We start from the raw sequence: 18613 nt of genomic DNA, 5'->3' as shown, positions 1-18613 counted from the left end.
ACACCATGAAGACCAAACCCATTCTTTTGAGCCTGTCTTTGTTGCTTCTCAGTGGCACCGCACTTGCCGATGACGACTGCAATGATCCGGTGGCGAATTGGCAGCCCCGTGAAAATCTGCGGGAAAAACTGGAAGCCGAAGGCTGGACAGTTCACCGAATAAAGGTTGACGACGGTTGTTATGAAGTCAGGGGCCTCGATGCCGATGGGGTCAGGGCAGAAGCCTCCTTCGCGCCCGCTTCACTGATCATGATGAAATGGGAGCGTGAAGACAGTGACTATGAGGAGAGGGACCACGGCAACAGGAAAAATGGACAGGACAATCCCAAAAGTCAGGCGCCACGCAACGGCATCGTCAAGGGGCGTCCCACGGTTACCGTTGAGTAACTGAGCGAATTTGCCCTGTTCCTTTAACGTTCATCAGGTTTTTGGAGACCATTTATGAAAACGTTTGTTCTCACTTGCAGCCTTTTCGCCGCCTTGGCTTTACCGGTATTCGCCCAGGCCCGTGACGTGACCTTCACTACGGAACTACAGAATTACGGCGGCGATGGAGCCTATCTGGCGCTGTATCTTACCGATGCCGCCGGAGAGTATCAGGGTACCCTTTGGGTTTCCGGGAAGAAATCTAAATACTACAAACACCTGGGAGGCTGGGCCCGGGGCAGTGGGCTTGATCCTGCAGAGTATGACGGCTTGACTGGCGCCAGTGTTACCAGTGGCCGCACGCTGAAAGTGACTGTGAACCTCGATGATTCGCTGATCGACAACGGCTATGAGGTTCGAGTCGACTCTGCTGTTGAAGATATGCGCGATATCAGAGCCGATGTGATAGCCCCCCTGACCACCGAAGGGTCCGGAAAGCCGGTTTCAGGACGTGGTTACGTGCGCGCTCTGACCTACGAGCTTCAATAATTCACCAGGAGCATCGGCTATTATGTTGCGCAAGTTCCACAGTTTACCGGGTTTGCTTGCAGGCGTGTTCCTGATCGTTCTCTCGGTCACGGGAGCTGTGTTGGCTTTGGCTCCGACGCTGGATAGAGTGTCAGCGGTCATTCCGGCTTCCGGTGAAGTCAGTATTGCCGAGCTGGCAGACCGGGTCGTTGCTCACTATCCCGGGACTGAGCAGATCGTGCGAGAGCCTTCTGGCAAGGTCATTGTCTATTACAGCCGTGACGGCCAGGCCGGTGCGGATCTGGTGAATCCGGTAACAGGTGAGGGCACGCCCTACGAACCTTCCGCATTCTTTGGCTGGATCAAGGATCTGCATCGTGCGTTTATGCTGGATGATGCCGGTAGAGCGCTGGCCGGCGTATTGGCTGTTTTGATGGTGCTTCTGTGTCTTTCGGGAATATTTTTGATAGCCCGGCGTACCGGGGGTTGGAAGAATATATTAAGACCGCTTTCCGGCTCTGGCGGGAAACGAATCCATGCCGAATTGGCCCGGTTTGCCGTGCTCGGCCTACTGTTATCCGCGCTGACCGGCAGCTATATGTCCGCACAGCGCTTTGGTTTGCTGGCTGAAGCGCCTGACACCGGGCCAAGGTTTCCGGCTGAGGTCTCGGGCGGGCAACCATCGCCTGTGGGCACCTTAAAAGCCCTAGGCAATTTCGATCTTGGCGAACTCCGGGAACTGGTGTTTCCCTATCCCGGTGATCCGCAGGATGTCTATTCACTGTCAACCGCCGGCGGCTCCGGATTCGTGGACCAGGTTACGGGCGAGTTGCTGCAGTTCCAGCCGCGCTCTGACAGCGGCGTATTGCAGGACTGGATTGTACGTTTGCACACCGGTGAAGGCCTATGGTGGCTTGGCCTGATTCTTGGCGCTGCGGCACTGACTGTGCCAGCTCTCTCGATAACAGGTGCAACCATCTGGTGGCAGCGTCGCCGGTCTTCAGGGCAGCTTCCTGACAACGCCGATGCCGCTCAGGCGGATACAATTATTCTGGTCGGCTCCGAAGGTAATGCCACCTGGGGATTTGCCCGGGAACTCCATAGCAGCCTGAATAAGGCCGGTTTCCGCGTGCATTGCAGCGAGATGAATGCCCTGGCTAAGCAGTATCCGCAGGCTTCCAGGCTGTTCGTGCTGACTTCGACATACGGCGATGGTGATGCACCCGCATCGGCCCGGCAGTTTATGGCCAGGCTCAAAGAATTCCGGGCTGAGAAGAACCTGCGATACACGGTACTGGGTTTTGGTGACCGGCAGTTTCCGAACTTCTGTCAGTTTGCCTTGTCGGTGGATGCTGCGCTCGCCGGTAAAGGCGTCAGCCGTTTGCACGCCATTGAACTGATTGATCGGTGTTCTGCCTCGCAATTCAGTGAGTGGGGAAACCGGGTTGGTGAGGTTATCGGTACTCCGCTTTTCTTGAACTACTGTGCATTGCAGCCAGCAACGGTCAAACTGGAACTGGTAGAAAGGGCGGATTACGGGATTGCGGTTCAGGCGCCCACCAGTATCTTCCGGTTCAAACCGGCGGAGCAGGGCGGATGGCTAACGGCTTCTCCAAGAAGATTTAAAGCGCTGCCACCGTTCGAGGCGGGAGACCTTTTGGGGGTTATTCCCCCACACGGTCAACCCCCGCGGTTCTACTCGCTCGCGTCCTCGGCAAATGACGAAATTGTTGAGATATGCGTCCGTAAGCAGGCCGGCGGTCTTTGCTCCGGTTATTTGCATGACCTCAAGCCGGGTGATTGTATCGATGGCTTCATCCGCCCCAATCCAGGCTTTCGGCCAGCTACCGGTAACCGACCAGTGATTCTTGTCGGTGCAGGTGCCGGGATTGGTCCGTTAACCGGTTTCATCAGAAACAATACCAGATGCAACCCTATGTATCTGTACTGGGGCGGTCGCGATGCCAGGTCAGATTTTCTCTACCAACCTGAGCTTGGGCGCTATCTTGAGGATCATCGACTGAGCGGGCTGAACACAGCCTTCTCAAGAACAGACGAGCGCGCCTACGTGCAGGATAAGCTCAAACAGGATGAATTAGCCGTGCGACAGATGGTTAACACCGGTGCGCAGATACTGGTCTGTGGTGGCCGGGATATGGCGGCGGCTGTGCGGCAGGTTATAGAAGACATTCTCAAACCCTTGCACATCGATATTGAAACTCTGAGAGGCCAGGGACGTTATCTTGAAGATGTATATTGACAGATAAAGTGACAAGGTCGAACTGAGCCTATAATCCCAAAGCACCAAATCGCGTCCTGAACAGGAAGCTGAAAGATGCCATCCACAGAAAATGAAAGACTGCTCAGCGAGCACCAGCCTAATGCCGTTCGTGCACGGCTTGCTGGTCCCGTTAAGGCCTCGACGCTACCAGATGCTGTGCTTGGCGGCATCGATGGCTGCGTTACAACGTTTGCGGTTGTATCGGGTGCGTTCGGCGCAGGTTTCTCGCCACAGGTTGCGTTGGTACTCGGCTTTGCAAACCTGATTGCAGACGGCTTCAGCATGGCGGTAAGTAATTACGAAGCGGGCCAGGCGCAGTTGAATCAGATCAAATTTGCTGAACGCACATAACGTGAACATATCCGTGCTGTGCCAGAAGGTGAACGTGAGGAAATTCGCCAGCTGTTTCAGGCGAAGGGATTCGACGGCGAATTGCTGGAGCAAGTCGTGGAGGCTATCAGTCGTAATCCCGATGTGTGGGTAGCAACCATGTTGCGAGAAGAGTACGGACTCTCGGGTGCCGGACTCAGCCCACGCCGAGCCGCGTTGACTACCTTCGCCGCATTTTTGTCGGTTGGTGCTTTACCTTTACTGCCTTATGCCATCCCGGGTATGGAGAGTCAGATTCAGTTCCTGACGAGTCTTGGTTTGGCAGGCGTCGTCTTCTTGGGTATCGGAATGCTTAAAAGTATCGTCTATGGCTTACCAGCAATGCGATCAGGACTCCGGACTTTGATCATGGGTACGGCCGCAGCGGGGCTGGCGTTTGCTACTGGGCATTTTGCGCAGGGGTTATTGGGGGGTTAGTTCTTCAGCGGTGAATAGCCAATTTAACTTATGGGCGATGTTAATTGTTCATGAGCGCCCCATAACCCAACCTGCTCTGGGTTTTCGCAAGGTCTACGGAGACTAATGTTCACATATCAATGTTCATTAGGGATCGGGCCGCTTGGCTCTTAGGGCGTAGCGCACAGCTGGCGCAGCGGTAGGCAAGGCATCCGGGCCTGGTATGTTTGGCGACTGCGTTCACAAGGGGCTCACCGGAGGGCCCCGGCTACTAGTCGTTGCAATTTCTGAATAACTGATCGATGTCGTGGGCGAGGGTGGCATGGTGATTTTTCAAAGCCTTACACAACAGAAGGAGCCGCACAGCCAGCCACATAACGGCCTAGGTCAATCGACGGGCAAGAATAGAATGTCTCCTATAGTCCGCTAGTGTGCGCTCTCTTGCTTGGATGGCATTACGTTCTGGCCCAACGTTACTGTAGCGAATCCGCAGCAGTATCAATCAAAGCCTCCTGTATCCCGCGTGAAGAAAGACGCTACGTTGCGCCCGTTCTTCCACGGCTTCGCTTGCCGCCCGCTACGGCAGATTCGAAGTATTCATCGAAATGTCATCCTTTAGAAGCAGTGCGTTAACAAGGAATTTCTACCCTTTGCATCGCGAACCGCAATTGTGCGGCCAGCAATATTGCGAAAGGTGATCAAATGACGCCCCATCCGATACAGGACGCCGTGCTGCGGGTCGACCGGTTGAGCGTCGTCTATCCAGGCGGCGTGACAGCCCTACGCGATACCTCGATTGCATTTCGGCGTGGTGAGTTCACCGTGCTGCTTGGTCTCTCGGGCGCAGGCAAGTCGACCTTGCTCCGTAGTCTCAATCGACTCGTCACGCCCACTGGCGGCAGTGTCACCAGCGAACTCGGTGAACTCGGCAGCGGCTCGGCCTTGCGTCAGCATCGTCGGCGTACCGCCATGATCTTTCAGCACCACCAGCTAATCGAACGTCAAAGCGCACTGGCTAATGTGCTTACCGGTCGGCTGGCCTTTCACAACACGCTCCGCTCGCTGTTTCCTCTGCCGCGTGCCGATCAGGAGATTGCGCTCAGTTGCCTCGCTCGGGTCGGTCTGGCAGACAAGGCGCTAAGCCGGGTGGACAAACTGTCCGGTGGCCAGCAGCAGCGGGTAGGCATCGCGCGTGCGCTAGCGCAACAGCCGGCGATCATTCTGGCCGATGAGCCGGTAGCCAGTCTCGACCCGGCCACTTCGGTCCGTGTTCTCGGATTGCTGCGCGACATCTGCAAGGAAGACGGCATCACCGCCATCGTTTCGCTGCATCAACTCGAATATGCCCGCCGCTTCGCCGATCGCGTCGTCGGGCTGGCCGATTCTCAGATCGTTTTCGATGCCGCGCCCTCGGAACTCACCGATGCGCAGCTTGAGCGCATCTATGCAGGCCGCTCTACGACTCAGCCAGCGAATGCTCCGGCTGAACCACCTGTCATGCTCGAACCTTCACTGGAGATGTCCCGATGAAACGCTTATCCGCGCTCTTATTGACTTGCTTGCTGTCCGCTGTTTCAAGTTTGTCCGCCCTAGCGGCCGATGCCGATCCGGATGTGCTAAAGGTTGCCCTGCTGCCGGACGAAAACGCCTCCGAGCTGATCAAGCGTAACCAGCCGCTGAAGGATTCTCTGGAAGAGCATCTGGACAAGAAGGTGCAGCTGATCGTAACCACCGACTATTCCTCGATGATTGAGGCGATGCGCTTTGGCCGTATCGACCTGGCGTATTTCGGTCCGCTGTCCTACGTCATGGCCAAAAGCAAAAGCGACATCGAGCCCTTCGCTGCCATGGTCATCGACGGCAAGCCGACCTATCGCTCGGTGATTATCGCCAATGTGGCGTCAGGCGTGAATGAGTATGCCGACCTTAAGGGCAAGAAGATGGCCTATGGTGACCGGGCATCGACGTCCAGCCATTTGATTCCCAAAACCGTGCTTCTTGAGACGGCCGATTTGACGGGTGGGCAGGACTACGAACAACATTTTGTGGGCACGCATGACGCCGTTGCCGTCAACGTGGCGAACGGCAACGCCGATGCGGGTGGGCTGTCGGAGGTAATTTTCAATCACGCAGTCGAACGTGGCCTAATCGATCCGAGCAAGGTGAAAGTACTTGGTTACAGCGGCGAATACCCCCAGTACCCCTGGGCGATGCGCTCGAACCTGAGCCCCGAGCTGAAAACCAAGGTGCGGGATGTATTCGTCGGTATCGACGATCCCGAAGTGCTGCGCAACTTCAAGGCCGAGGCCTTCGCGCCAATCACCGACGCCGACTACGATGTGATCCGCAACATGGGATCGCTGCTCGGCCTCGACTTCGCCACGATGTGAGCACCGATATGTCTACTCATTACGACGTGCAGGCGCTGCCTGCAGAGCAACGCGAGCACATCCTTCGAGGCTTCGGCCTCGGTTGGTGGCGCCAGCTGGGGCAGGTGGCGATTGTATTCGGAGTGGTGCTGTTGGCCTGCTGGTACGTGGGGCTGCTCGATGCCACCACGCTGCTGAACGGGCTGCCCTCCATCGCGACCCTGGCAGGCGAGGCCATGCCGCCAGACTTTTCGGGCTATCGAAGCTGGATTCGCCCCTTGATCGACACCTTGGCGATGAGCATCGCCGGTACGGCCATCGCAGTGGTGTTCTCGCTGGTGGTGGCCTTCGTTGCAGCGCGCAATACGGCGCCGCACCCCCTTGTGTTCGGTGTTGCCCGGGTGCTGCTCAATGCCCTGCGGTCGGTGCCGGAGCTGATCATGGGCATCATCTTCGTTGCAGCCGTAGGGTTCGGCGCCTTGCCGGGCGTGCTTGCCCTGGGTCTGCATTCGGTCGGCATGGTCGGCAAGTTCTTCGCCGAGGCCATCGAGCACGTCGACGAAGCGCCGGTGGAAGCCGCTCGGGCGGCGGGGGCTACGCCGATGCAAGTGCTGCTGCACGCGGTTTTGCCACAGGTGACGCCGCAGTTCGCCGACGTGGCGATCTACCGCTGGGAATACAACTTTCGCGCCTCCACCGTGATGGGCATGGTTGGCGCCGGCGGTATCGGCTTCGAACTCATGGGCTCGCTGCGCATCATGCAGTACCAGGAGGTTGCAGCAATCCTGCTGGTCATCCTGGCCATGGTCACGCTAGTAGACGCCTTCAGTGGCGTGCTGCGCAAACGTTTCAAATAGGACAAACCATGCTGCCGAAACTCGTTATAACTCACCGAGTACACGATGAGATCCTGCAACTGCTGGCGCCACATTGCGAGCTGATGACCAACCAGACCGACAGCACGCTGCCGCGCGAGGAAATTCTGCGCCGCTGCCGCGATGCTCAGGCGATGATGGCGTTCATGCCCGATCGGGTCGATGCAGACTTTCTTCAAGCCTGCCCTGAGCTGCGTGTAGTCGGCTGCGCGCTCAAGGGCTTCGACAATTTCGATGTGGACGCCTGTACTGCCCGCGGGGTCTGGCTGACCTTCGTGCCTGATCTGTTGACGGTCCCGACTGCCGAGCTGGCGATCGGACTGGCGGTGGGGCTGGGGCGGCATCTGCGGGCAGCAGATGCGTTCGTCCGCTCTGGCGAGTTCCAGGGCTGGCAACCACAGTTCTACGGCACGGGGCTGGATAACGCTACGGTCGGCATCCTTGGCATGGGCGCCATCGGACTGGCCATGGCTGATCGCTTGCAGGGATGGGGCGCGACCCTGCAGTACCACGAGGCGAAGGCTCTGGATACACAAACCGAGCAACGGCTCGGCCTGCGCCGGGTGGCGTGCAGCGAACTCTTCGCCAGCTCGGACTTCATCCTGCTGGCGCTTCCCTTGAATGCCGATACCCAGCATCTGGTCAACGCCGAGCTGCTTGCCCTCGTACGGCCGGGCGCTCTGCTTGTAAACCCCTGTCGTGGTTCGGTAGTGGATGAAGCCGCCGTGCTCGCGGCGCTTGAGCGAGGCCAGCTCGGCGGGTATGCGGCGGATGTATTCGAAATGGAAGACTGGGCTCGCGCGGACCGGCCGCGGCTGATCGATCCTGCGCTGCTCGCGCATCCGAATACGCTGTTCACTCCGCACATAGGGTCGGCAGTGCGCGCGGTGCGCCTGGAGATTGAACGTTGTGCAGCGCAGAACATCATCCAGGTATTGGCAGGTGCGCGCCCAATCAACGCTGCGAACCGTCTGCCCAAGGCCGAGCCTGCCGCATGTTGAATCCGGTCTGGCTGAAGAGCCTGGTAGCGATCGTTCAAACAGGCAGTTTTCAGAGCGCGGCGAGGGCGTTGGGGCTGGCCCAGCCGACGGTGTCGCAGCACTTGCAGAAGCTTGAAGAGCAGGTCGGCGTAACGCTGGTGCAGCGCAGTCGTAGCGGCTGCCAGCCTACCACACGGGCGCTGGCCTTCATGCCGCATGCGACCGCCTTGCTCGACATGCACGCCCGGGCGCTAGAAGCCCTGCATGGCAATCGTGAGCGCGTCGGGGCCAGCTCCAACATCGGCACCTACCTTCTCCAGCCATTCGTGCGCAACTATCTGACGACCGCAAATGAGAGGGGCGAGGTGGATCTGCGCATCGCCGCCAACCCGGATGTGGCCGACCAGCTACTGGCGGGCCAGCTCGACGCCGCGATCATGGAATGGTGGCTACCTCACCCCGACTTCGAACACCGCCTCTGGCGGGTCGAGCCGCTGGTGCTTATCGTCAGCCCCGACCATGCGCTGGCTGAAGCAGGGTGCATAGAACGTGATCGTCTGGTGGACCTGCCGATGCTGGGAGGTGAACCGGGTAGCGGTACCGGACGGCTTCTGACCGAATACTTTGGCGAACTGGGCGTGCCTCGCAGCGGTATGCAGCTAGGCAGCACCGAGGCAGTCAAACAAGCAGTGAGGGCGGGACTCGGCGTGTCGTTGGTGATGGCTTCCGCAGTACAAGACGAAGTTCGCAGTGGCGCGCTGGTAGCTCTTCCCATCCCGGGGCTTGAAAAGCGTCTCCAACTGATCTGGCGCAAACCTCCCGGAAATCTGCACCCGCCGGGATTTGTGCGGCACTTATTGGAGGAGGCAGATCTAGCTGGATAAGGTGATGGATGGTTGCGATCCAGCGCTTGGCTTGTCAGCCTAGGGAAACTCTGAAAAAGACTTTCTGATTTGGCAAAATACCGCGACCCCACCCACCGAGTTTCCCGATGAAGCAGATGACCTTCGCCGACGCCGAGTACGCTGGCAAGCGCAAGCAAACCCGCAAGGTGCGGATTCCACGCCATTCGGACACCCAGTCCAGGCTTATCCGGACAGTCGTTCCACGCTCATCCGGACAGGCAGTCGGAGCGCAGCGACGCAGGGGTGGCATTCTTAGTCCGAGGTGCTCGGTGCCGTCAACTGCTTTGGCCGGCGGCGCATCGATTCGCCCTTGAGGTTGATCCGGTAAGCGTTGTGCACCAGGCGATCGAGGATGGCGTCGGCTAGAGTCGGGTCGCCAATCAGTTCGTGCCAGTTATCCACTGGCATCTGGCTGGTCACCAAGGTCGAGCGCTGGCCGTAGCGATCGTCCAGTAGCTCCAGCATGTCGCGGCGCTGTTCAGCGCTGAACGGGGCCAGTCCCCAGTCATCGAGGATCAGCAGGTCGGTCTTGGCGTAGGCATTCATCAGCTTGGTGAAGCGCCCGTCGCCATGGGCCAGTCCCAGTTCCTCCAGCAGACGTGGCAGGCGCAGGTAGCGCACGCTATAGCCTTGCCGGCAGGCCTGATTAGCCAGAGCGCAGGCCAGCCAGGTCTTGCCCACGCCGGTGGCACCGCTGATGATCAGGTTGAGTCCGTCGCGCAACCACTGACCGCTGCCCAGTTGCAGGATCAGCGCCTTGTCCAGCCCTCGCTGGCTGCGGTAGTCAATGTCTTCGAGGCAGGCGTTGTGGCGTAGCCTGGCCTGGCGCAGGCGGCTGCTCAGGCGCTTGTCGTCGCGTTCGGTGAGTTCACGGTCGACCAGCAGGCCAAGACGCTCCTCGAAGCTCAGGCTGTCGATGTCAGGGGTTTTCAGTTGCTCGGCGAGGGCCTTAAGCATGCCATTGAGGCGCAGGGTCTGGAGCTTGTCCAGGGTTGGATGGGGCAGCATGGTGGGATTCCTTTGTTCAGTGGTAGTAGCCGGGACCGCGCAGGTTGGCGTGGTCGTCCGGCAGTAGGGGCAGGTTCTGTTGCGCCAAGGGTAGGCTCTCCAGACCCTGACGCAGGATGGATTCGAGGCTCTTGTAGCTGCACGCGCCGAGGCTCAGGGCGCGTCGGCAGGCCAGCTCCAAACGCACTTCGCCATGGGCCTTGCTAAGGCGCAGGATGCCCAGGCAGGCGCGGTAGCCATGCTGTGGATGGACGCGCCGTTCGAGGATGTGGCCTATGACCCCGGCGGTGTTCGGGCCGGTCTGTTCAGCCCAGCGGATCAGCCGTTGCGGCGTCCACTCGGCATGCTCGCGATGGCTCTTGGGCATGTGCTCGACCTGCGTGCTGTGACGGCCCTTGTGCTGGGAGCGTACGTGGCTGGCCACCCGTTGGTTGGCGTGGAAGCACTCTACGGTGCGGGCCGTCAGGCGAACCTCCAGCTGCTTTTTCACCAGCTGGTAGGGCACCGAGTAGTAATGCCCGTCGACCTCGACGTGGTAGTCGATGTGCACTCGCGCTTTCTTCCACTCGGCGTAGACGTAGGGCTGCTCCGGCAGCGGGCGCAGGGCCGGACGATCCAAGCTGTTGAAGGCCGACTGGCGGGAGCCCGGCAGTTTCTTGAAGGGCCGATGATTGAGCCGCTCCAGCAACACAGCGATGGCGGTGTTGAGCTCGTCCAGGGAGAAGAACTGGCGATGGCGCAGGGCGGCGAGGATCCAGCGCTCGACCACCTGCACGCCAACCTCGGCCTTGGCCTTGTCGCGAGGCTTACGCGCCCGCGCCGGCACTACCGCCACGCCATAGTGCTCGGCCAGGTCGCGGTAGCTGGGGTTGATGTCCGGCTCGTAACGATGGGCCTTGCTCACCGCACTGCGCAGGTTGTCCGGCACCACGATCTCCGGCACTCCGCCAAGGAAGGCGAAGCAGCAGGCATGGGAGCCCAGCCAGTCCGGCAACTGCTGCGACCAGGTGGCCTCGGCGAAGGTGTAGCTGGAAGCGCCGAGCACTGCGACAAACACCTGCGCCTGACGGATCTCGCCGCTGTGGGGGTCGATCACCGGTACCGTCTGCCCGGCGTAGTCGACGAACAGCTTCTCGCCGACGCGGTGCTCCTGGCGCATCACCACATCCAGCTTGCCCTGCCAGGCCCGGTAGTGGTCACAGAACCAGCTGTACTGATAGCCCTGCGGGTGCACCAGCCGGTATTCCTGCCAGAGCAGTGCCAGGGTCACGCCAGGGCGGCGCAGTTCGGCATGTACCCAAGACCAATCGGGCAGTGGCCGCTGCTCGCTGGGTACCACCGGGGTCGGCTGGAACAGCTGCTGTTCCAGCTCAACATCGGACAACGCACAGGGCCAAGTGAGGCCGCTGGCGGCAAAGCGGCTGAGATAGTCGCCGACGGTGCTGCGGCCAACGCCAAGGCTGCGGGCGATTTTGCGGACGGACAGACCGCAGTCGAACTTGAGGCGCAGCACCTCTCGAATCTTACGCATAGATAAACGCTCCACAATGACCCCTTCGCTTCGAAAAAGAGGCCGATGATAGTGAGTTATCCTACGTCGCTGCTTGCCTGAAAAGTGTCCGAATGGCCGTGGAATCGGTGTCCGGATACTCGTGGAATAAGTGTCCGGATCAGCCTGGAATCACTGTCCGGATGCGCGTGGAATGGGTGTCCGAGTCAGCGTGGAATACGCAACTACTGCCGCATCGGTGGATGCCGGGTTGATCAGCGCAAGGTGTATTCCCCATACGCTTACGGAATGGAGGCGAACCTGTCGGATAACTGCGCCGTTGTCTGGATGCCTTAAAGCGCTGAGGGCTCAGCAGGGAGCAGGCTGCTTGTTGACTGGGGATGCCGGCCTCGGGTTGCGACGACACAGTCGAGACCAGACCTATTTGCTGACACCTTGGGCCAAACCATCAACGCAGCTGGCAGCGATGATCGTGTATGCACTGCTTCAAGTGTGGCGCAGCTCGGGCGATTCAAAGTAATTACGGGATTACGCCGACGCTTCAGTCTTGCCAGGCACGAATCTCATCAGGTTTGAACAGGATGATAGCCAGCCGATGGAACAAGGTGATAAGCGTGTGCGATGAGTACCCTTTCTTGCCCGCTTCCGTTCGACCTTTTTCCTCCGGGTGGCGGAGTTTCAGTATCCCTTTTCCATGGGCGAATCTTGCCTCCTGCTTCATCAGGCTGTATTCCATCAGCAGGCGACCGCAGCGCCACTGAGATAACGTTTCGGTGTCCGTAACACCAATATGCAAACGCCAGCGCGGCCACTCAAATATCTGGGTCATTGTCCTCATGTACCGTTTAAAGTCTTGGGCACTGTGGAAAGTGATGCCGGAGTGGGCGCTGTTGATGTGGGTCAAGGTGTATTCGATCAACCAAAGCAGCTCAGGGCGACTATGGCTTTTTGCAAAGAGTTTTCGGCAATGATGGTGTGCAGCGGCCAGATCACGTTTTTCTGCTACGTCGACAGGATCTGGCGGCAGCAAATGATGACGGCGACTTTTCGGGAACAAGCGCGATGCGTTCTTGGTGGTTTTCAGTTCTCGTAAAGCTTGTGCCGCCTGGAGCCAATGGTTTATTTGCTCTGGAGGCAGCTGGTAATACATGGCTGTTTCAGTAGGGTCCTGGCCCGCCTGGATCTTGCCCAGTACACCCAGTGCTTTGGCGTAGGCTGTTTGGTCCATGCGCATCTTGGCTGTTTTAGTAAGGTGGAACCTTCCATCAGCCCGGCTGGGTGGCGGTGTTTTAATAAATCGAGTTAGCCGCTTATGCAGAAAGCCTGCTAATGCTGTTGGTGTGATTGGCAAGTTGTTTCTACGCATGTGGCTGATGCGGTGGCGTCGCAGGCCTAGCAGTGCGAACGCTTCGGTGCTTGATAGTTCGCGGGTATTTTCCTGCAAGTGTAGGGCGAGAAGCAGGTCGCTGAAGTGCATGTAGGTGCTGAGAGTCATGCCGGGGCTGCTATGGCCGGCCAAAACGGCGATTGCCTGGTATCGGTCCCTCAGGCGGCCTTGACCACAGAGCTTTTCTAGCAGGGCTTGCCGATGCATGGGTGGGTAGGGCAGAAGGGCATCTACTTCAGCTGGGAGTGAAACTTGATCATGGTGTATCAACAACTGGAGACGTGTCAGGGCGCTGTGGCGCAGATGATAAAGCCGGTAGTTGATGCCCCCGCTCACATCCGCAAGAATTTTTTTCACTGCGATGGACAGTGTTCCCGTATCCAGAGGTTCTCTGGGGTTGTCCGGTTGGTGAAACAACAGCTCTGCACTACTTTGGCTGTAAAGGCGCCTGCTTCGGATAAAGTCGCGCATTAACTGACTTTCTGGTTCCGTCAGCAGTGGGAAAAGGGGGACCTTACGCAACGCTGCTGCTGTTTTGTTGCTGCCGTGCTTGTTGTCGCGAACAAACAACCAGGCATCCGGGGAAGGCTCAATATCCCGCAAGCGCAGCTTGGCTATTTCACCAGGACGCAGGGCAGTCCTGAAAGCCATGATCAGAAAACATTTGAGCATGGTGCGGTGAGGCGGAGTTATATCTTTGAACTGGTCGCACTGTAATAGCAGCCCAGAAAAAAGAGGTTCATCCACGATGGCAGCGCTGACATGAGGAATGGTACCGGTGCCTTCTTGCAATGGCTCATGGAGTGGCGGAAAGTCCATTGTCTGAACACCAAACTGGTGCAGATCCTCCAGCCGCCCAGCGCGGTACGAGCGCTCCTTCTGGCTGCGTTGTGTGTCCAGTATATGCGAGTACAGAGACTGGAAGTCTTCCTGGTCAAAGCTCAACAGGTCATGTGATTCTGTAGCGTTGAGCCATTCCGCAGCAACCGTATTCATGTATCGACGTGCGGTAGACTCAGCGTTACCACGCTCATTGAGATGATGGATTAGCCAGCCAAGCAGCACCTGTTCAGAGGTTTTCTCGCATTCGTCTGCCAGCGCAGCGAGCTCGGTAATCAACTGGCGTTTGGCCCTAGGCTTGGCGGGATCAACTCTGAATATGCGAGTCAGTTTGGACAATATATGGGTCTGACGTTGCTTCTTGGAAGGTGTCCTGCCCAGCTTGGATACGGGGCCGCTGAAAACCGCGAAGTCTGCAAATAGATACTCATCGCATGGGCCGATGCTGGGTTGTAGCAAACGGTTCCAATAACACGTGGGTAGGCTGCTACTCGGCTGTCTCCCTGTCGCGTATTCAACCAGGACTTGCGGTAACTCAACGCCTGGCTGGCTTTCAGCTACCGTGATTCCGCCCCATTCAAGCTGGCGTTGGGTGAAGGATGCTTTCAGCTCTTTATTGATAAGCTCAAGGCAGGCCGATAGATTGCCCGGAGCCTGCGGTTTTTTTCCATCTTTGCTGCTCAGGTACTGGCGTAACAAGCCCAGAGTAATCGGGTCGGGAAAGTAGTGAACCTCGCAGACTGGTTTTTCCGAGTCTGCATTATCAACCGGTTGCCTCTGATTGCTGGCCCAGCCTTGCCCTGGGGTTATGTGCAAGGGAACCCAGCAGAGTGAACTGTTCCCGAATAGCGGTTTGGGCTGGCTGAGCGCCTCAGCCAGAGCTGGCCACAGCTGTGCTCGGTTTAATCCGCCATACAGGATCGAAGACAGGAGCAGTCTTGCCAACTGCTTTGACGGGCTAACAGAGTCTGCTGCTGTTAACCTCGCTTTCCAGTCGCTCTCCGCCAGAGCAACAAGCCTGGCGTGTTGGTGCCGCCGCAGATTTCGTGTGGTTTTGCGTTGGCGGAGAGTAATGATAGGTGGCGGGATATCGATGGCCCAGATCCCTGCCTGATTTCCGGCTTCCAATTGCTTTCTGATCCAGCTGTAAACCCGGCGGTACGCTCTGAAGTTGGCTAGGTGTTGCTCAATCTTCTTATCGGCTTTTGGCCAGAGTTCTTCGAACTGGCTCGCGTCAGGCTGTGCCCTGAATAGTCCCGGGATGGTTTCCTGAAGAATAGTAAGAGCAGCCTGAACGGTTCTTTCGTCCTCGCGGCGCCTCGCTGCGGTGCGGCTATCGCGCCCAAGACGAACATTCCTATAGGTTTGCTGGGCATCAGTAGTCAGCGGGTTTTCCATCCGGGTAGCGCCTTGATTTCGTGATGAGTGAGGATGGCTTGTATCACGTCAGCTACACGCCGGAGCTGGCTCATGCCGAGTTGGCTAAATGGCCCCATTGCTTCTTCGCCCAGTTCTTCGTGACCCATCCAGCCATCGAGCACCTCGGGGCTGACTTGGTGTCTCAGCAACTCACTGCGCATGTGGTGTCTGCCCCAGTTACGTGCCCAGGGCAACTGCTCCCCCAGGATGAGCGCCAGGCGGGCAGGGGTAATTTCGACAGGCACAACCGCTCCATCATTTTCATTCAAAAAAAATAATAAATTCTCATCGCCGCTGAGTGTGCGTTCGCAGCGTGCGCATACAGTTGCATTACTCAGGCGAGCGTAGCTGGCGATATTGCTGAGGTGCTCTTTATATAAGTTGACTTGCTCAATAGCGGTAGCAGGCACGACCAGCGTCCGCGCAGCCAAGCCATGCCTTCGTTCTTTGTCGCTTATCCACCAGGTCTGCTGGAGTGGGTTCAGGTCTGACAGCAGGCCCATGGGGGCGTTTACATCCCTATGGCCTGTCACGAAAGACAGAAGTGCCCACACGTAAACTACGTATTGGTTGTGGAAATTAACGAAATCTTTTTCCAAGTCGAACGCTTGAGCAAGCACGCTGAACAGGTTGTGCAGTACTCGACTGGGCAGGTGCAGGCGGCTTCCGAGGGCGCCTGATTTGGCCTTTATGGGCGGTAGCGAAGCTTGCTGCCCTGCGAGGTTGAACATGGCGTTAACGAAACGGTAGTGGTGTGCCAGCACATCAATACGTTCCTGATGGCTATAAGAAAGGCTAGGACGCTCCTGATGGGTGTCCCCGCGCAGTAGTGAAATAACAGCACGATCTGTACCCTGATTCAGAAGCCAATGCTCCATATAGCGGTTAACTCTTCCCATAGTCAGCCTGGTACTGTGTGCCTGGTTTACATCCTTCAGCCAAGCGCTTATTTCCTGTGCCGTCGGTAGCGGTCTCTGGAGTGGCGCAGACTTAACCCATGCGTCCATCTGCCGAGGTAGTGGCAGGTGAAGCGTATTTAGCACAGCGGGTAATAGGTCATCCAGGTGCTGGGGTTGGTGGCCGGCAGGGACCTGATGCGTGAGGGTACGGGAAGGCACTTTATTGATGATGGCGATCTGTACTTTATGTGCATTGGCAAGGTGCCAGCCGGGATCCCGTCCACTTAGCAGCGATAGCAACACCCAGCCAGCGGTATGGTCATTTCTGGTTAAAGCCGACAATGCATGGGTAAGCAGATGCTTGATGTCCCACTCGGAGGCCTGTTCGAAAGAGCAGGGTAGTGATTGTTGCCGAACCCGCATTTGCTCAGCAATTCGTATGCTGTGAATAGCCTGAAGAGCAATTTCCTTTTTGCGCAGGCTACGATCGTGAAATCGATAGGGAACGCTTGTGACGATTGTTGTAGGCTCATCCTCGTTTTCAGTTGCTTTGCTGAAGCTAGTCAGCTTTTCAATACGAAATTCCGGGTCATCCACGCCGGTATCGACCAACGGGACGAAAGAGTTGGCTGCAGTCTGTGGGGTTGGGGGGGCTGAGGTTCGGGGGGCTGAGGTTGGGCTGGAAGATTCGCCGCGCTGGCGAATAACCCCTTTCCGTTTTCGCGCAACACTCCGGATTACAACGGCCAGATATCCAAGCCCCAGCTGTTGTACAGAAGGCAAGTGGAGATGGCTCTTCCGTAGCCCATTCAGATGCATGTCCAGTTGCAGGAGATAATCTAAATCTTGTAGAGACGGCAGCAGCTCCAGCAACGGTTTATGTTTGGCGCTTGTTGCGATCAAGCGGATTTCCCGAAGTGCCGATTCAATAGCACTGTTATGATCCCCTTTGATATGCAGACTACAGCAGCACAGGATCACTAGCCCCAACCACTGCTCGTACTTCGCGGCGTTGGGGAGAGAGGCCCAGGGGGTGTTCAATGCAGATGCGAACGGTGACAGCGTCAACATTTTTGAACTGACCAAGGTTTTATAAGCGGCTGCTCTGTCTGTAGTGGTTGCTTGAAAATTCTGAGACGGATAGGTGAGATATTCAGTGGGTAGATCCGTCATTTCACCTGCGCGTTGCCACTCTTCAAGTAGGGGTAGGCAGAGCTGCTGCAGGTAACTCAGAGAAGTTTGCCGGACTGTCTCCGGAAGCTCTTTTGGAAAAAGAGCGTTGAGAAAGTCGATTTGGTTGCCTGAGCTAGTCATCGACACCCCATGGCTGGTTTAGCGCATTGATGATTGCCTGCGTCGTTGCTGGCGGGCTCGCTTGAGTACGATTCCGCCGCCGTTGTTCGCCCAGAGCTGCCCGTGAGATGCCTGTCCATTTGCACATGAGATTGTCATTTAGCATTTTTGCATTGAACAGTTCCCGGTGCAGGCCATGCGACATGGACTCTTTCAGTGTATCCCGCAGGTCTGATATTCCATGAGGGTGGAGGCTGTTGAACACCTCACCAAGCACAGACACCCAGGCGGCGCGCTCAATCTCTGCTTCCGATATTTCATCTGGAGTCAGGCAAACCAAGAGTGTGCCAATGGGGGGCTGGTCGCTCTGCCATAGCACGCTTGTCCAGAGAGGGGCATAAAGCTCAAGTGTGCTGGGAGTGGCGATGCATTGCAGCGGTTGTTGCGCCAACGCTTTTCGCATGGTTTCCGGAAGTGCTGATCTGTTGAACCAGCGGTGTAGCTCTCTGCTCCAGGTATGGGCAGCTAGTGCAGCGGGGTGGAGGGTGATCTTTGTGGTCTGGGTGCTTTGTTTTAACTGAGGCATGCCTGCGTACTCAAAGGCTCGATCAAAGTGACGCCCTTGCCATTGAAATCTCGACGGAAAGGATTGAAGTGAGCCGACAATGATATTTCAACCGTACGGTTACACAGTACTTTGTGTCTATAACTACTTACAGCGAATAGGGGAGTTGTAGCAATGGTAAAAGCTTACTTTTCCATCGGATTGGGCTGAAGCATACTGCGCGGTGTGATTAGGTCTGATGGTGCCTTATTGGGCAGGTAGTTCGTTCAACCATCGCCTGCATGGATACGGAAAAGTGCTGAAAAGTGGCTAAAAACTAGCCATTAAAAACATAGGTTTCCGTGACCGTGACCAGATGATTGCCTTCAATTGATCTCAATCTGCATCAGCCTGAAAAGCCGATGGCTTAGGATAAAGTCCTTTAAAATCAATGGTCATCGAATAAGGTCGATTAGCATTTTCTAGCTGGCACGGCCTGTCACGCCGGGGGTCGCGGGTTCGAGTCCCGTCCGCTGCGCCATTTTTACCCCTCCTGTTGTATCCAAATTGTAATGCCTTTCCTATTCTGCTCAAACTTTGCCAGTCAGCTGGTAGATTGGGTCG

At 57.3% G+C, this 18613-nt stretch carries 13 protein-coding genes and 1 pseudogene; 9 read left to right on the top strand and 5 right to left on the bottom strand.

Going from position 1 to position 18613, the window contains the following annotated elements; all coding sequences use genetic code 11:
- Positions 1-5: 5 nt before the first annotated feature.
- The 9 genes and pseudogenes from FHK95_RS05445 to FHK95_RS05405 all read left to right on the top strand — a co-directional run bounded on the left by FHK95_RS05445 (position 6) and on the right by FHK95_RS05405 (position 9068).
- On the top strand, positions 6-386 hold the full coding sequence (locus FHK95_RS05445; RefSeq protein ID WP_150303582.1) for a PepSY domain-containing protein: 381 nt from the start codon (positions 6-8) through the stop codon (positions 384-386).
- A gap of 54 nt (positions 387-440) precedes the next feature.
- Complete coding sequence (locus FHK95_RS05440) at positions 441-914, top strand: DUF2271 domain-containing protein (RefSeq protein ID WP_019677799.1); 474 nt, start codon at positions 441-443, stop codon at positions 912-914.
- Between the two features lie 22 nt (positions 915-936).
- Positions 937-3153, top strand: a complete 2217-nt coding sequence (locus FHK95_RS05435) for a PepSY domain-containing protein (RefSeq protein ID WP_150303581.1) — start codon at positions 937-939, stop codon at positions 3151-3153.
- A gap of 75 nt (positions 3154-3228) precedes the next feature.
- A pseudogene (locus FHK95_RS05430) lies at positions 3229-3981 on the top strand (VIT1/CCC1 transporter family protein).
- A 681-nt stretch (positions 3982-4662) separates the two neighbouring features.
- On the top strand, positions 4663-5490 hold the full coding sequence (gene phnC / locus FHK95_RS05425) for a phosphonate ABC transporter ATP-binding protein (protein ID WP_003118432.1): 828 nt from the start codon (positions 4663-4665) through the stop codon (positions 5488-5490).
- The gene (phnD, locus tag FHK95_RS05420; RefSeq protein ID WP_150303580.1) at positions 5487-6350 is read left to right on the top strand and encodes a phosphate/phosphite/phosphonate ABC transporter substrate-binding protein; all 864 of its coding nucleotides are present in this window, start codon (positions 5487-5489) and stop codon (positions 6348-6350) included. The genes phnC and phnD overlap by 4 nt, the downstream gene beginning before the upstream one ends.
- 8 nt (positions 6351-6358) lie before the next feature.
- Complete coding sequence (gene phnE / locus FHK95_RS05415) at positions 6359-7186, top strand: phosphonate ABC transporter, permease protein PhnE (RefSeq protein WP_010466252.1); 828 nt, start codon at positions 6359-6361, stop codon at positions 7184-7186.
- Between the two features lie 8 nt (positions 7187-7194).
- The gene (gene ptxD, locus FHK95_RS05410) at positions 7195-8205 is read left to right on the top strand and encodes a phosphonate dehydrogenase PtxD (protein WP_063142062.1); all 1011 of its coding nucleotides are present in this window, start codon (positions 7195-7197) and stop codon (positions 8203-8205) included.
- Entirely contained in the window at positions 8199-9068 is an 870-nt protein-coding gene (locus tag FHK95_RS05405) for a LysR family transcriptional regulator (RefSeq protein WP_010466239.1), read from the top strand. The genes ptxD and FHK95_RS05405 overlap by 7 nt, the downstream gene beginning before the upstream one ends.
- Positions 9069-9341: 273 nt before the next feature.
- On the opposite strand, the gene istB is transcribed toward FHK95_RS05405, so the two are convergent.
- The 5 genes from istB to FHK95_RS05375 form a co-directional block, all read right to left on the bottom strand.
- Positions 9342-10097 carry an IS21-like element helper ATPase IstB gene (gene istB / locus FHK95_RS05395; RefSeq protein ID WP_083724417.1) on the bottom strand — a complete coding sequence of 252 codons (756 nt, stop codon included), beginning with the start codon at positions 10095-10097 and terminating at the stop codon, positions 9342-9344.
- Between the two features lie 16 nt (positions 10098-10113).
- Positions 10114-11628, bottom strand: a complete 1515-nt coding sequence (gene istA / locus FHK95_RS05390; protein WP_143069540.1) for an IS21 family transposase — start codon at positions 11626-11628, stop codon at positions 10114-10116.
- Between the two features lie 520 nt (positions 11629-12148).
- On the bottom strand, positions 12149-15232 hold the full coding sequence (locus FHK95_RS05385) for a site-specific integrase (protein WP_150303579.1): 3084 nt from the start codon (positions 15230-15232) through the stop codon (positions 12149-12151).
- Positions 15217-17466, bottom strand: coding sequence for a hypothetical protein (locus tag FHK95_RS05380; protein WP_150303578.1), 2250 nt, complete (start codon positions 17464-17466; stop codon positions 15217-15219). Before FHK95_RS05380 ends, FHK95_RS05385 begins: the two co-directional genes overlap by 16 nt.
- Positions 17459-18031 (bottom strand): hypothetical protein, encoded by a 573-nt coding sequence (locus FHK95_RS05375; RefSeq protein WP_150303577.1) that lies wholly within the window; start codon positions 18029-18031, stop codon positions 17459-17461. Before FHK95_RS05375 ends, FHK95_RS05380 begins: the two co-directional genes overlap by 8 nt.
- Positions 18032-18613 lie beyond the last annotated feature (582 nt).

The organism is Pseudomonas saliphila (genome assembly GCF_008638345.1).
Classification (GTDB): Bacteria; Pseudomonadota; Gammaproteobacteria; order Pseudomonadales; family Pseudomonadaceae; genus Halopseudomonas; species Halopseudomonas saliphila.
The sequence above is the reverse complement of the archived record's forward strand: the minus strand, read 5'-3'. Positions and strand labels throughout refer to the sequence as shown.